General features: G+C 62.1%; 13 protein-coding genes. 9 read left to right on the top strand and 4 right to left on the bottom strand.

The window, feature by feature from the left end; genetic code table 11:
* Positions 1–7 precede the first annotated feature (7 nt).
* A complete protein-coding gene (locus HJB91_RS19130; RefSeq protein WP_221155717.1) occupies positions 8–712 on the top strand; it encodes a response regulator transcription factor in 705 nt (234 codons plus the stop codon).
* Positions 712–1,734 carry a sensor histidine kinase KdpD gene (locus HJB91_RS19135; protein WP_221155718.1) on the top strand — a complete coding sequence of 341 codons (1,023 nt, stop codon included), beginning with the start codon at positions 712–714 and terminating at the stop codon, positions 1,732–1,734. The genes HJB91_RS19130 and HJB91_RS19135 overlap by 1 nt, the downstream gene beginning before the upstream one ends.
* A 13-nt stretch (positions 1,735–1,747) precedes the next feature.
* On the opposite strand, the gene HJB91_RS19140 is transcribed toward HJB91_RS19135, so the two are convergent.
* Positions 1,748–2,386, bottom strand: a complete 639-nt coding sequence (locus HJB91_RS19140; protein ID WP_210633501.1) for a TetR/AcrR family transcriptional regulator — start codon at positions 2,384–2,386, stop codon at positions 1,748–1,750.
* A 280-nt stretch (positions 2,387–2,666) separates the two neighbouring features.
* Here HJB91_RS19140 and HJB91_RS19145 point away from each other — a divergent pair, with 280 nt between their 5' ends.
* From HJB91_RS19145 to HJB91_RS19165, 5 genes are all read left to right on the top strand, one after another.
* Entirely contained in the window at positions 2,667–3,230 is a 564-nt protein-coding gene (locus tag HJB91_RS19145) for a TRAP transporter small permease (protein WP_221155719.1), read from the top strand.
* Positions 3,231–3,240: 10 nt separating this feature from the next.
* Entirely contained in the window at positions 3,241–4,521 is a 1,281-nt protein-coding gene (locus tag HJB91_RS19150) for a TRAP transporter large permease subunit (protein WP_221155720.1), read from the top strand.
* A 68-nt stretch (positions 4,522–4,589) separates the two neighbouring features.
* Positions 4,590–5,606, top strand: coding sequence for a TRAP transporter substrate-binding protein (locus HJB91_RS19155; protein ID WP_221155721.1), 1,017 nt, complete (start codon positions 4,590–4,592; stop codon positions 5,604–5,606).
* A gap of 63 nt (positions 5,607–5,669) precedes the next feature.
* Complete coding sequence (locus tag HJB91_RS19160; protein ID WP_221102751.1) at positions 5,670–6,530, top strand: shikimate dehydrogenase; 861 nt, start codon at positions 5,670–5,672, stop codon at positions 6,528–6,530.
* Positions 6,531–6,552: 22 nt separating this feature from the next.
* Positions 6,553–8,442, top strand: a complete 1,890-nt coding sequence (locus HJB91_RS19165; RefSeq protein WP_221155722.1) for a bifunctional sugar phosphate isomerase/epimerase/4-hydroxyphenylpyruvate dioxygenase family protein — start codon at positions 6,553–6,555, stop codon at positions 8,440–8,442.
* Between the two features lie 7 nt (positions 8,443–8,449).
* Here the strand turns inward: HJB91_RS19165 and HJB91_RS19170 are convergent, their stop codons facing one another.
* The 3 genes from HJB91_RS19170 to HJB91_RS19180 all read right to left on the bottom strand — a co-directional run bounded on the left by HJB91_RS19170 (position 8,450) and on the right by HJB91_RS19180 (position 11,403).
* A complete protein-coding gene (locus HJB91_RS19170; protein ID WP_210633546.1) occupies positions 8,450–9,460 on the bottom strand; it encodes a LacI family DNA-binding transcriptional regulator in 1,011 nt (336 codons plus the stop codon).
* 125 nt (positions 9,461–9,585) lie between these two features.
* A complete protein-coding gene (locus tag HJB91_RS19175; RefSeq protein WP_221155723.1) occupies positions 9,586–10,596 on the bottom strand; it encodes a zinc-dependent alcohol dehydrogenase family protein in 1,011 nt (336 codons plus the stop codon).
* Between the two features lie 36 nt (positions 10,597–10,632).
* Positions 10,633–11,403: an L-iditol 2-dehydrogenase gene (locus HJB91_RS19180; RefSeq protein ID WP_210633508.1), complete on the bottom strand. Its 771-nt coding sequence runs from the start codon at positions 11,401–11,403 to the stop codon at positions 10,633–10,635.
* A gap of 273 nt (positions 11,404–11,676) precedes the next feature.
* Here HJB91_RS19180 and HJB91_RS19185 point away from each other — a divergent pair, with 273 nt between their 5' ends.
* Both HJB91_RS19185 and HJB91_RS19190 read left to right on the top strand, forming a co-directional pair.
* On the top strand, positions 11,677–12,660 hold the full coding sequence (locus HJB91_RS19185) for a sugar kinase (protein WP_221155724.1): 984 nt from the start codon (positions 11,677–11,679) through the stop codon (positions 12,658–12,660).
* A gap of 3 nt (positions 12,661–12,663) precedes the next feature.
* Positions 12,664–13,932: a D-tagatose-bisphosphate aldolase, class II, non-catalytic subunit gene (locus HJB91_RS19190; protein WP_221155725.1), complete on the top strand. Its 1,269-nt coding sequence runs from the start codon at positions 12,664–12,666 to the stop codon at positions 13,930–13,932.
* Positions 13,933–13,964: the final 32 nt, after the last annotated feature.

The raw sequence follows: 13,964 nt of genomic DNA on the forward strand, positions 1-13,964 counted from the left end.
ACCGGTGATGGCGCCCCGCATTCTCGTCGTCGATGACGAGCCTCATATCCGCGATGTGATTTGCTTTGCTCTCGATCGTGCCGACTTGGCATCGATGGCGGCCCGCAACGGCACCGAGGCGATGGCGGCTTTCCGCCGCGGCAACATCGATCTGATCATTCTCGACATCGGTATGCCCGGTATGGACGGTCTAGAAGTCTGCCGTCAGATCCGCACGACGTCAGGATTGCCGATCCTGTTTCTGTCCGCGCGCGACGAGGAGATTGACAGGATATTGGGGCTCGAAATCGGCGGGGACGACTATGTGACGAAGCCTTTCAGCCCGCGTGAACTCGTGGCGCGGGTGAAGGCGATCCTGAAGCGCAGTGGCAGTGAAGCGGGGCCTGACAGGCGCCACGCCACGCTCGTCGCCGGCGAGCTCAGCCTGGATCGCGCCGGCAGGACCGTTATGTTCGGCAAGTGCGCTATTGCGATGACGGCGCTCGAATTCGGCATCCTGGACGCATTGCTGTCACGGCCCGGTATGGTCTTCAGCCGCGAGCAATTGATGGAGGCGGCCTACGGCGCCGGCACCTATGTCGCCGATCGCACGATCGACAGCCATATCCGCAATATCAGGGCCAAATTCGCTGCCGCCGGCGGCTCCGGGGTCATCGCAACGGTTCACGGCATCGGCTTCAAGCTCGGCGGTGAAATCGGGAGGAAGGCGTGATGCCTGCGCCGAAGGTCAGGGTGAAATGGCGGCCGCCGCTGGCGCTGATCGTCTACGCGGTGCTTCTCACGGTGATGGCGCTGCCTGTCCTGATCGTCATCTGGTTTCGCGCCACCGAGGCGAGCGCGAACCGGATGGAGCCGGTGGAGATCATCGCCCTCGTCGTCGTCCTCGTGCTGACGCTCGCCGTCGCCTATGTGCTGACGCGCACCATCACCGGTCCCATCGACGCCCTGATCGCCCGGACGGATGAGATCGCCCGCGGCGGCAAGGCAGCAATCCGTCCGCTTGAAAGCTATGGAACGCGGGAGATCGCCGTGTTGTCGCAGAGTTTCCTCGATCTCGCGGGAAAACTGGTCGACCGCACCGAATATGTCCGCTCCTTTGCCGCACATGTGTCCCACGAATTGAAATCGCCGCTGACGGCCATTCGGGGCGCGGCGGAGCTTCTGCGCGATGATGATGCCGACAGGGCAATGACGAAGGCGCAACGCCTGCACTTTCTGGACAACATCGCCGCCGACGCTGTCCGTCTCGACGCATTGCTGCAGCGGCTGAGGGAACTTGCGCAGGCGGAAATGCCGATGACCGGGGGCGGAAGCAGCATTGCAAGCGTCATGGCCCTACTGCGCCAGCGATTTCCCGCTCTTGATATCTCAGGGACAGGCGATACGGAGACATTGATTGCGCTTCCCGACGAGGCGGCCATCATCGTCTTCGCCAACCTTGCCGCCAACGCCCTTCAGCACGGCGCCGCGCTGCTTGAATTCACAGTGTCGGCCGACGCCCGAACAGCACTCATTCTCGTCCGTGACGACGGCGGCGGTATTTCCGAGGCAAACCGCGACCGCATCTTTCAGCCGTTCTTCTCGACCCGCCGCGAAGAGGGCGGCACCGGCATGGGGCTCGGCATCGTCCATGCCATGCTCAGCTCCCACGGCGGCACGATTCACCTTCGGCAGACGACCGGCGCCGGCGCCGAATTCGAGATTGCGATACCCTTGCTTTCCCAGCGCGGCTGAGGAGACCGCGCCGTCAGCTTTTCAGATAGCTGACGACGGCATCGGCGATCATTCCGCGATGGCGTTCGATGGTGTCACCGTCCGAGAGGTTGCGCCGGAAGATCGTGCCGAACGTATAACGGTTCGAGACGCGGAAGAAGCAGAAGGCGCTGATCATCATATGGATGTCGATCGGGTCGGCCTTCCGCCGGAAAACACCCTGGTCGAAGCCGCGCTGCAAAATGCCGGCGATGGTTTCGATGACCGAGACGTTGAGATCGCGGATCGCCTCGGAGCGAAGCATATGGGCGGCATGATGGATGTTCTCGATGCTGACGAGACGGACGAAATCGGGATTAGCCTCGTCGTGATCGAAGGTCGTCGAAATCAGCGTCCGCAACGCCTCTTCCGGCTCGAGATTGGACAGATGCAGATCGGATTCCAGCGAGCGTATCTTGCGGTAGGACTGCTCGAGGACGGCAAGATAGAGCCCTTCCTTGCTGCCGAAATAATAATAGATCATCCGCTTCGAGGTGCGCGTCTTCTCGGCGATCGCGTCGACGCGGGCGCCGGCGAGCCCATGGGTCGAGAATTCCTCGGTTGCGACGAGGAGGATATCTTCCTTCGTCTGCTGTGGATCGTTCTTTCGGCCGTTTTCGCCCCGTTCCGCCATGAGCCTGATTGCCGATCCTCTAACTTATTGTCGTGCATAAGGAATTCAGACTGTGGGCGGCGTTCGACGCGAACGTCTCCATCTGTCTTTCCGTCAGTCTTATTCACCTTGACCGCATGTTTCAATAGATGACGCTTGACATACGAACTAGTTAGTACATTTTAGAGGCGCGACAATGGAGGAATTGATCGCGACGGCAATTGTTCGGTCACGGCACGCTTTCGCATGTCTGACGGATGGTCGGCGGACGGCCTGAACAAGGCCGGGCTTGGAGGAGCGAATGACCCGTATTATCGACTTTTATTTCTTCGCACTGAAAGCGACGATCGCCCTGTTGCTGGCGGGCATGGTCGTCCTCGTCTTCGGGAACGTCGTATTACGTTATGCCTTCAACCAAGGCATCACCTCGTCGGAAGAGTTGTCGCGCATCTTCTTCATATGGCTGACTTTCCTCGGCGCGGTGGTGGCAATGCGCGAGCATGCCCATCTCGGCGTCGACTCCCTCATCATCCGCCTCCCGAAACCCCTCGCCAAGCTCGCCGTGCTCCTCGGCTATGGAATGATGCTGGTCGCCACCTGGCTGATGATCAGCGGCAGCTGGGCCCAGACGCAGATCAACCTTCACGTCTCGGCACCGGCGACGGGCATTTCGATGGGCGTCTTCTACGGCGCGGGGCTCGCCTTTGGCGTGCCGGCCTTTTTCATCCTTCTCTGGGACGCTTTTGCCATCGTGACCGACCGCATTGACGTGACGACCGCTGAGCTCGTGCGCGACAGCGAGGAACAGGCGACACTCGAGGATCCCGCGCAGGCGGCCTTCCCCGTTCTGAAGCCGAAACACTGAGGAGCGCGTCATGACCGTCACGATCTTCCTCGGCGCCCTTCTCGGCCCCATGGCGCTCGGCGTTCCGATCGCCTTTGCCCTCATCATCACAGGCGTGGCGCTGATGATGTATCTCGGCATGTTCGATGCGCAGATCGTCGCGCAGAACGTGCTGAACGGCGCCGACAGCTTTCCGCTGATGGCCGTGCCTTTCTTCCTTCTCGCCGGCGAGGTGATGAACACAGGCGGCCTTTCGCGCCGCATCGTCAATCTCGCCATGGCCATGGTCGGCCATATCAGGGGCGGCCTTGGCTTTGTCGCCATCTTCGCGGCCTGTGTGCTGTCGAGCCTTTCCGGATCGGCCGTCGCCGATGCGGCCGCGCTTGGCGCCCTGCTCTTCCCGATGATGCTGAAATCGGGCCATGATCCGGCTCGCGCCGGCGGCCTGCTCGCTTCCGCCTCGATCATCGGCCCGATCATCCCGCCCTCGATCGGCTTCATCCTTTATGGCGTCATCGGCGGGGTCTCGATCACCAAGCTGTTCCTGGCCGGCATTTTTCCGGGCCTGATGATCGGCGCGGCCCTTTGCGTCACCTGGCTGATCGTGGCGCGCAAGGAGCAGTTCGCCCTTCCGCCGAAGCAAAGCAGCGCGGTGCGGATGAAGGCATTCGCCGAGAGCATCTGGGCGCTGACGCTTCCCCTGATCATCATCTTCGGCCTGAAATTCGGCGTGTTCACGCCGACCGAAGCCGGCGTCGTCGCGGCTGTCTATTCGCTCTTCGTATCGATGGTCGTCTATCGGGAACTGCCGCCGTCGCGGCTGTTCGAGGTCTTCGTCGCGGCCGCGAAAATCACCTCGGTGGTGATGTTTCTGGTGGCCTGCGCCGCCGTTTCGGCCTGGCTGATCACCGTCGCCGACGTGCCTGGCGAACTCGCCGCTCTCGTCGAACCGCTCATGGATAATCAGACACTGCTGCTGCTTGCCATCATGGTGCTGATCGTCGTGGTCGGTACCGCCATGGACATGACGCCGACGATCCTGGTCATGACGCCGGTGTTGATGCCCATCATCAAGCAGGCGGGAATCGATCCTGTCTATTTCGGCGTGCTGTTCATCATCAATAATTCGATCGGGCTGATAACGCCACCGGTCGGTACAGTGCTCAACGTCATCTGCGGCGTGTCGAAGCTTTCGATGGAGGATCTGATGAAGGGCGTCATTCCCTTCATGATCGCCGAACTGATCGTTCTCTTTCTGCTCGTCCTTTTTCCCACACTGGTGACCGCGCCGGTCGCCTGGTTCGGGCACTGACTTCGCTTTTGGCGATAGAGTTTCAACATGGCCGGAGGGAGATGCCGGCTTCATCCTGGGAGGAAAACATGCTGACTAGATTGACGAAACTGGTTCTGGGGCTGGCCCTGCCGATTGCCCTCCTGGCGAGCAGCCCTGTCATGGCCGAAATCCGCGAACACAGCATCAAATTCGCGGCTGCCAACAACAAGGGCCATCCCCAGGTGATGGGGATGGAGAAATTCGCCGAGCTGATGAAGGAAAAGAGCGGCGGCAAGATCGAGGTCAAGCTGTTTCCGGGCGGCGTACTCGGCGGCGACGTCCAGACCGTGTCGGCGCTGCAGGGCGGCGTGATCGAGATGACGGTGCTCAATGCCGGCATTCTCGCCAGCAACGTCAAGCAGTTCGGCGCGGTTGACCTTCCGTTCCTCTTCAACAGCGGCGAAGAGGCCGACAAGGTGATGGACGGCGCCTTCGGCACTGACCTGATGAAGCTCCTGCCCGACACCGGCCTCGTCGGTCTCGGCTATTGGGAGCTCGGCTTCCGCAACCTCACCAACAACCGTCATCCCGTCACCAAGCTCGAGGATATCAAGGGCCTGAAGATCCGCACGATCCAGTCGCCGATCCCGATCGAACTCTTCAACAGCCTCGGGGCCAATGCCGTGCCGCTGCCCTATACGGAACTGTATACCGCGCTTGAGACCGGCACCGTCGACGGCCAGGAGAACCCAGCCGCCAACATCATAAACGCCAAGTTCTTCGAAGTGCAGAAGTACATGACGATTACCCGTCACCAGTACAATCCGCAGATCGTGCTCATCAGCAAGAAGTTCTGGGACGGCCTGAACGATGAGGAAAAGGCGGTCTTCCAGTCCGCCGCGACGGAAGCCCGCGACTATCAGCGCAAGGTGTCCAGGGAAAAGGATGCCAACGCGATCGCGGAAATCAAGAAGACCGGCATGGAAGTCGCCGAACTCAGCCCCGAAGAGACGCAGAAGCTGCGCGACGCCGTCAAGCCGCTGATCGACAAGTTCACGGCTGAGATCGGCGCGGAGACCGTCACGCAGCTCTTCAAGGAACTCGACACGGTTCGCGGCAAGTAAGCGGAACCGGGCCCGCAGCGATCCTGAGGGCCTTTCCCACCACGAGCAAACGGGACCTGGCGCATGGCCGAGACACTGCTGAAACCGCTGAAGGCCGGGCTGATCGGCTCCGGCATCCAGGCCTCGCTGACGCCTGCCATGCATATGGAGGAAGGTGCGGCCCAGGGGCTGGATTACGATTATGAGCTGATCGATCTCATCAAGCTGAACGCCTCGCCGGCCGATCTTCCGCGGCTGGTCGCGGATGCCGAAGCGCGCGGCCTTGCCGGCCTCAATATCACCCATCCCTGCAAGCAGCTCGTCATTGCGCTGCTCGACGAACTGTCGCCGGAAGCCCGGGCGCTCGGCGCCGTCAATACCGTCGTCCTGAAGGACAACAGGCGCTTCGGGCATAATACCGACTGGTGGGGCTTCGCCGAGAGTTTCCGGCGCGGACTGCCGCAGGCCGATCTTTCCTCGGCCGTGCAGCTCGGAGCAGGCGGAGCGGGTGTCGCAACCGCCTATGCGATCCTGACGCTCGGCCTGAAGAGACTGACGGTCTTCGATCGCGAGCATGAGCGCGCCGTCGATCTGGCGGAAACGATGTCCCCGCTCTTTCCCGATGCGTCGATCACCGCCGGCGGCGACCTCGAGGCAGCGATGAAGGCGGCATCCGGCCTCATCCACGCGACGCCGACCGGCATGGCCAAATATCCCGGCACGCCTCTTCCGCCCGAACTCCTGGAAAGGCGGCATTGGGTTGCCGAAATCGTCTACTTCCCCCTGGAGACAGAGCTATTACGGCAAGCGAGGCAGCGCGGCTGCCGGACGCTTGATGGCGGCGGCATGGCGGTCTTTCAGGCGGTCGGCGCCTTTCGCGTGATTACCGGCAGGGAGCCGAATGCCGGTCGCATGCTTGCGCATTTCAAGACCATGACGACTTAACGCTCTCGCAAGGACCACTGCGATGAAGACATCGATTGCGACTGTTTCGCTGAGCGGCGACCTCCGCGACAAGCTGGAGGCGATCGCCAAGGCCGGTTTCGACGGGGTGGAGATCTTCGAGAATGATTTCCTGATTTTCGACGAAAGCCCGAAGGAGGTCGGCCGGATGGTGCGCGACCTCGGCATGGAGATCACGCTCTTTCAGCCGTTTCGTGATTTCGAAGGCATGCCGGAGCCGCTGCGCAGCCGCACCTTCGACCGGGCGGAGCGCAAGTTCGACCTCATGCAGGACATGGGCACCGATCTCGTGCTGGTCTGCTCCAACGTCTCGCCGGCATCACTCGGCGGTCTCGACCGGGCCGCGGCGGATTTTCGTGAACTCGGCGAGCGCGCCGCCAAACGCGGCCTGCGCGTCGGCTATGAGGCGCTCGCCTGGGGCCGCCACATCCACGACCATCGCGATGCCTGGGAGATCGTCCGGCGGGCCGATCATCCCAATATCGGCCTGATCCTCGACAGCTTTCATACCCTCTCGCGCAAGATCGACGTCAATTCGATCCGGTCGATCCCGAAGGAAAAGATCTTCATCATCCAGCTTGCCGATGCGCCGCTGATCGACATGGACCTGCTCTATTGGAGCCGGCATTTCCGCAACATGCCGGGTGAAGGCGACCTGCCGGTGCTCGACTTCATGAAGGCTGTGGCGGCAACCGGCTATGACGGCTATCTCTCGCTGGAGATCTTCAACGACCAGTTCCGCGGCGGTTCGCCGAACGCGATTGCCGTCGACGGCCGCCGCTCGCTGCTCTACCTCGGTGACCAGGTGAAGCGCCAGCAGCCGGAGAGCGCACTGCTGGTGCCTTCAATGCCGCCGCGCGCTGCCGTCGAGGGCGTCGCTTTCGTCGAGTTCACCGCCGACGAGGACGAGGCGCGGGAACTCGAGGCGCTGTTTGCAAGCCTTGGTTTCCGGCAGGCGGCGAGACACAAGACCAAGCGAGTGGCGGTTTTCCGCCAGGGTGCCATCAATCTCGTGATCAACACCGAGCGAAAGGGCTTTGCCAGCGCCTCCTACGCCGTCCACGGGACTTCCGCCTACGCCGCGGGCTTGATGGTCGACGATGCCAAGGCAGCCTTGCAGCGCGCGCTCGCACTTGGCGCCGAACGGTTCGAACAATCGCTGGATACAGGCGAGATCGAAATGCCGGCGGTGCGCGGCGTGGGTGGCGGCGTCCTCTATTTCCTCGACCGCAAGACCGAGCTTGGCCGCATTTGGGAGATCGAATTCGATGCGGTCGAGGATGATGCCGCTCCGCAGCCGGCGGGGCTGCAATCGATCGATCATATGGCGCAGACGATGAAATATGAGGAACTGCTGACCTGGCTGCTGTTCTACACCTCGCTCGTCGAGGCTGAGAAGACACCGATGGTCGATATCGTCGATCCCTCCGGCATCGTCCGCAGCCAGGTGGTGGAGAACAGCGAAGGATCTTTGCGCATCACCATGAACGGGGCGGAAAACCGCAACACGCTCGCCGGCCGCTTCATCGCCGAGACCTTCGGCTCCGGCATCCAGCATCTTGCCTTCAGGACCGACGACATCTTCGCCACTGCCGCTGCCCTTGCCGGCAACGGCTTCGTTGCGCTGGCGATTTCGCCGAACTATTATGACGATCTCGAAGCGCGCTTCGGCCTCGACGCCGAATTTGCCGATCGCCTCAAGGCCAACAACATCCTCTACGACCGCGATGACGCCGGCGAATATTTTCAGCTCTATAGCCCCACCTATGGCGAGGGCCTGTTTTTCGAGATCGTCGAGCGGCGCGGTTATCGTGGTTATGGCGCTGCGAACGCCATTTTCAGAATTGCGGCGCTGAGGAAACATCTGAGACCGGCAGGCCTGCCCCGCACCTGAGAGGCCATCAGGCTGAAGCCCGCAGCATCAGTTCGGCATTGAGAAGAATGCGGCCCGCCGGTGCGGCAGGCCCCTCCCCCTCGCCGAGCCTGTCGAGCAGCAGTTCGATCGCCAGCCGGCCGATCTCGCTATAGTTCTGCGCGACCGTTGTGATCGGGGGGCAGGCGTATCGGGACAGTGGATGGTCGTCGTGTCCGGCGACACGCAGGTCATGGTTGACGCCGTGGCCGACCTTGACGCCCAGCTGGTAAGCGGCGGCGATAACGCCGAAGGCGACGCGGTCGTTGGCGCAAAGCACGGTGCGCGTCGGGAAGCCCTGGCCCGACGTCAGGATGCGGGTCGCCTCCTCGAAGCCGAAGCGCTCGAAGTCCCAGCTCTTGCTGTCGGCAAGCTCGACAATGCTGGGCGCCATGCGGAACTGCTCCATCGCCTCCAGGTACGCCGTCTGGCGCGTCAGGGCGTTGGTGTTGACATGCGGCATGCCGAAATAACAGGGCGGCTCGCCCGAGCGGCAGAGATAGTCGACGATGAGGCTGAAACTCTGGCGATTGTTGGTGCCGACGAAAGAGGACGTCTCGTCGAGCGGCGAGTCCACATAGATGAGGGGCACGCTGCGGCCGAGTTCGTCGAGCGTCGCATGGTGGGATTCGACGCCGAGCGGCGCGATGATCGCGCCGGCGACATTCATCGATTTCAGCGTCTTGATTGCCCGATCCTCCATCTCGGCCTTGCCGTCCGACGACAGGACGAAGGCGAGGAAGCCCGTCTCGTTGGCGATCATCTCGATGCGGCGGGTGAGCGCCATGTAAAAGGGATCGGTGGAATTGGGAATGATGACGCCGAGAATGTTGCTGCGCCGCCGGTTGAGATTGACGGCAAACATATTGGGCCGGAACCCCGATTTCTTCAGGGCCTGTTCGATCGTTTCCCGGGTCTTCTGGCGCACAGACATCGGGTCGCTGAAATATTTGGAGACGGTGGGACGCGACAGGCCGACGAACTCCGAAAAGTCCTCCATGGTTTTGATCGTCTTTGCCACCACCTGATCTCCTGACATGGCGTTTCTGACGGCTTTCTAGATGACTCATCGCCGAACGAAAAGCGGGTCCCTCGAGCGGCCGTGACGACGGCGATAGTTCAAGATTAATCGATGGAGAAGTGTACCTTCATCGTTGCCGGATCGCCGGACTTCCTGGTGATGAAAGGCAACACCTCGCCGAGCGGCAGGCGATGGGAAACCAGCGCAGCCATCGCGCCCTCGTCCCGTTTGAGGATGGCAAGCGCCTCGGGAATGTTGCGGTTCAGCGAATGGGACCCGGCAAAACGGATCTGGCGGCGGAAGATCTCGAAGGGGGCGATGGAAACGCGCTGGTCGGGCGCACAGACGCCGAAGACGAGGATCGTGCCGCCATCGGCGGTAAAATCGATCGTGCCTTCGACGACTCGGGCGATCCCGGTCGCGTCGGCGACGAAATCGAAGGCCCGGCGGCGGTCCGCGAGCGCCTGGGAACCCGAGACGGCTATCCCCAGCCCCAGCTTTTCGGCAAAGGCGAGACGTCCCTCGTTGATGTCGGCGACCGTCACCGACGAGACGTCCTCGGCCTTCAGGGAAAGCGCGAGCAGCAGCCCGATCGGTCCGGCGCCGAAGACCAGAGCCGTTTCCGTTCCTGTCGGCCCCGCCCGCAGGCCGGCGCTGTTAAGGCCGTTCAAGACGCAGGCGAGCGGCTCGGCGAGTGCGGCGAGGTTGAAATCGAGATCGCCGATCTCATAGAGGTGATCGGTCCTGACCAGGCTGTATTCGGCGAAACCGCCGTTCTCCGTCACGCCGTAGGCCTTCAGGTCACGGCAGAGATTGGTCAGCCCCTTGCGGCAGGCCGGGCACTCTCCGCAAGGAAGATTGGGATCGACGACGACGCGGGCGCCGACGGCAAGGCCGCAGACATCGCCCGCGACGGCCTCGACCACGCCGGCATATTCATGGCAGGGAACCAGCGGGAAGCGGCCCGCGCCGTAACGACCGTGCAGGACGTCGATATCGGTATGGCAAAGGCCGGCCGCGCGCACGCGCACCAGCGCATGGCCGGGCCTCAGTTCCGGCAACGGCAGCGCCTTGGTGACCGCGACGCCCTTTTCGGTATAGCAGATGGCTTCCATTCCTCTGGCCCCTGGCTTGGGTGGCGGGTAGAGCGATCAACTCATCCAGTTGCCGCCATCGACATTGTAGGTCTGGGCAAGAATGTAATCGCTGTCGGCGGAAGCCAGGAAGACGGCCAGGCCTTTGATGTCGTCAGGTGTCGCGAAACGGCCGATCGGAACCGATTTGGCAACGGCGGCCTTCTTCTCGCCGGGCTTCAGGCCCTCCCACTTGGCGAAATGGGCATCGACGATATCCCAATGCTCGCCGTCAACGACGCCGGGTGCAATGGCATTGACGTTGATGCCGTATTTCACCAGCGCAAGTGCTGCCGACTGCGTCGCCGAGATGATGGCGGCCTTAGAAGCGCAGTAAAGAAGCACGAGCGCCTCGCCGCGGCGGCCGGCCTGGCTCGCCATGTTGATGATCTTGCCGCCCCTGCCCCGCTTGATCATGACGTTCGAGACGGCCTTCATCATGAAGAGCGGTCCCTTCAGATTGACGGAGAAGACACGGTCATAACTTTCCTCACTGATCTCGTTCACGGGCGCCATGTCGAAGATGGCGGCGTTGTTGATCAGGATGTCGATGCCGTCGAACTCCGCATCGATCGTCTCGACGAGGGTCTCGATCGCGTTGAGGTCTGTAACGTCAAGCTGCATCGCCTTGGTTGCAGGGCCGATCGCCGCGGCGGATCTCGTCGCCCGATCAATGTCGATATCGGCGATGATGACTTTGGCACCCTCCTTGACGAAGGCTTCGGCGAAGCCCAGTCCGATACCGCGGGCCCCGCCGGTAATCAGGGCGATTTTGTCTTTCAGGCGCATTTCCATCTCCATTGAGGCACGCATGATATTATCATGCGTAAACTTTGTATCCGCTTGTCCATGTCTGCTGTCAACCGTGTTCAAGAGATTTCAAGTCCAAATGCGGCACCAACTGTCATTTTGCTCTATATGACAGACCCTGACTTAGTTTCTGCGACGCAATATAATTGTTGTCGCGAGGCAAGTATTTCTTGACTGCTGTGGTAGGGAGCGATAGGCCGAATGGCGCGTACAAAGACGCGGCATTGATCCGCGGAGTGAAGGAGATTGCGGATGCCGTCACGTCCCAGGACAGTTGCGCCAGAGACGCTCGGGCCAACGATCACGATCGGCGAAATTCTGGTGGAGATCATGGCGACCACCGTCGGTACCGGCTTCCTGGAGCCGCAATCCCTGACGGGGCCCTATCCAAGCGGCGCGCCGGCCATTTTCATTGATCAGGTTGCGCGTTTGGACGGTGCCGCCGGCATCATCGCCAGCGTCGGCAATGACGATTTCGGGCGGCTGAATGTCGAGCGTCTGCGGCGGGACGGCGTCGACGTCTCCGCTATTGCCATCAGCGCCGACTGGCCGACGGGCAGCGCTTTCGTCCGCTACCGGCAGGACGGCGCCCGCGATTTCGTCTTCAACATCGCCAGATCCGCCGCCGGTCAGATCGCCCTGACGCCGGCCGCCGAGACGCTCGTTCAGCGGGCCGGCCATGTGCATGTCATGGGAACGGCTCTTTCCATCCCCGGTGCCCGAGAGGTGGTTCTTTACGCCATTGAGACGGTGCGCGCTCGCGGCGGGTCGGTTTCCCTCGACCCCAATCTCCGTAAGGAATTGCTGACGGATGGCGACGCTCTGAAAAGCTTCGACAAGGTGCTTGCAGCGGCCGACCTATTACTGCCATCAGGCGACGAGCTTTTCACCGCCGCTGGAATAACCGACGAGGCCTCGGCTGTCGCAAGGCTGCTGGAGCGGGGTATCGGCGAAATCGTCCTGAAGCGGGGCGAGCAAGGTGCATCCTTCTTCACCCACGACCTCGCGCGCGTCGATTGCGCCGCCTTCGCTGTCGACGAGATCGATCCGACCGGTGCGGGCGACTGCTTCGGCGCAACCTATCTCACCTGCCGCCGCAAAGGCATGGCCCCCGGGGCCGCTCTTCTCCATGCCAACGCGGCCGGTGCTCGCAACGTGACCCGGCTCGGCCCGATGGAAGGCGTCTCGACCCTTGCCGAACTCACGGCTTTTATCGCCGAAACCCCGAGGAGATAGACGATGGACCGGATGTTGATCCGTCTTGCCGCCGCCCGGCGTGAAGGCAGACCCTTCGGCATCACCTCTGTCTGTTCCGCCCATCCTGTCGTACTCAGGGCCGCCATCCGACGGGCGGTGCGCGATGGTATGCCGGTCCTGATCGAGGCGACCTGCAATCAGGTCAACCATCTCGGCGGCTATACCGGGATGACACCGGAAGACTTCATCCGCTTTGCCGAGCGCATCGCTACCGAGGAAGGGCTCGACCGTCCGCAGATGATCTTCGGGGGCGATCACCTCGGTCCCAATCCGTGGCGCAAGGAGAAGCCGGAAGCAGCGCTCGCGAAGGCCGAGGCCATGATCGAAGCCTACGTCCGAGCGGGATTCAGCAAGATCCATCTCGATGCCTCGATGGGCTGCGCCGGCGAGCCGGCCGCACTCGACGACCGGACGATCGCCGAGCGCGCCGCACGATTGGCGCAGGTGAGCGAAAGGACGGCGAAGGCGGTCGGCGCGCCGCTGCCGCTTTATATTCTCGGCACCGAAGTTCCGGTGCCGGGCGGCGCCGACCATGCGCTGGAAGAACTTCGGCCGACCGCACCGGAGGCCGCCCGCGCAACGATCGCCATTCATCGCGAGATCTTTTCGCGCGCAGGATTGGAAGACGCCTTTTCCCGTGTCATCGCCTTCGTCGTCCAGCCGGGCGTCGAATTCGGCAGCGAGAACGTGATCGGCTACAGACCCGAGCTCGCGACTGAATTGACCGCCCTTCTCGACGAGGAACCGCAATTTGTCTTTGAAGCGCATTCCACGGATTATCAGACGCGCGATGCGCTGACGCGGCTGGTAAAGGACGGCTTTCCGATCCTGAAGGTCGGCCCGGGCCTGACCTTTGCGTTGCGTGAGGCCGCCTATGCGCTCGATATGATCGCCTCAGAGATGGTTGCCGGTTATGGCGATAGACCGCTTATGGCCGCGATGGACGCGCTGATGCTGTCGGCACCGGGCGACTGGCAGGCCCATTATCACGGCGACGAGACGGCTTTGCGTCTGCAGCGGCACTACAGCTACAGCGATCGTATCCGCTATTACTGGAACAAGCCGGAGGCCGACCGGGCGTTCGAGAATCTGCTCAGCGTGCTGCGCGGAAAGACGATCCCGGAGACGCTACTGCATCAGTATCTGCCGCAGATTTCGGCGGCCGAAGCCGGCGATCCCGAGACCATGTTGATTACCGCAGTCGACAGTGTGCTGGCCGATTACCAGAGCGCTTGCGGCACGATGCCCTGAACTTTTCCGAGCAAAAAGGAGGAGGCCTGGCT

This window comes from Rhizobium sp. NLR10b (assembly GCF_019685435.1).
Lineage (GTDB): Bacteria > Pseudomonadota > Alphaproteobacteria > Rhizobiales > Rhizobiaceae > Rhizobium.

Coding starts and splice junctions, on each gene's coding strand:
- HJB91_RS19130 (WP_221155717.1), top strand. CDS start 8: ATGGCGCCCCGCATTCTCGTCGTCGATGACGAGCCTCATATCCGCGAT.
- HJB91_RS19190 (WP_221155725.1), top strand. CDS start 12,664: ATGGACCGGATGTTGATCCGTCTTGCCGCCGCCCGGCGTGAAGGCAGA.
- HJB91_RS19155 (WP_221155721.1), top strand. CDS start 4,590: ATGCTGACTAGATTGACGAAACTGGTTCTGGGGCTGGCCCTGCCGATT.
- HJB91_RS19145 (WP_221155719.1), top strand. CDS start 2,667: ATGACCCGTATTATCGACTTTTATTTCTTCGCACTGAAAGCGACGATC.
- HJB91_RS19160 (WP_221102751.1), top strand. CDS start 5,670: ATGGCCGAGACACTGCTGAAACCGCTGAAGGCCGGGCTGATCGGCTCC.
- HJB91_RS19135 (WP_221155718.1), top strand. CDS start 712: ATGCCTGCGCCGAAGGTCAGGGTGAAATGGCGGCCGCCGCTGGCGCTG.
- HJB91_RS19165 (WP_221155722.1), top strand. CDS start 6,553: ATGAAGACATCGATTGCGACTGTTTCGCTGAGCGGCGACCTCCGCGAC.
- HJB91_RS19150 (WP_221155720.1), top strand. CDS start 3,241: ATGACCGTCACGATCTTCCTCGGCGCCCTTCTCGGCCCCATGGCGCTC.
- HJB91_RS19140 (WP_210633501.1), bottom strand. CDS start 2,386: ATGGCGGAACGGGGCGAAAACGGCCGAAAGAACGATCCACAGCAGACG.
- HJB91_RS19180 (WP_210633508.1), bottom strand. CDS start 11,403: ATGCGCCTGAAAGACAAAATCGCCCTGATTACCGGCGGGGCCCGCGGT.
- HJB91_RS19185 (WP_221155724.1), top strand. CDS start 11,677: ATGCCGTCACGTCCCAGGACAGTTGCGCCAGAGACGCTCGGGCCAACG.
- HJB91_RS19170 (WP_210633546.1), bottom strand. CDS start 9,460: ATGGAGGACTTTTCGGAGTTCGTCGGCCTGTCGCGTCCCACCGTCTCC.
- HJB91_RS19175 (WP_221155723.1), bottom strand. CDS start 10,596: ATGGAAGCCATCTGCTATACCGAAAAGGGCGTCGCGGTCACCAAGGCG.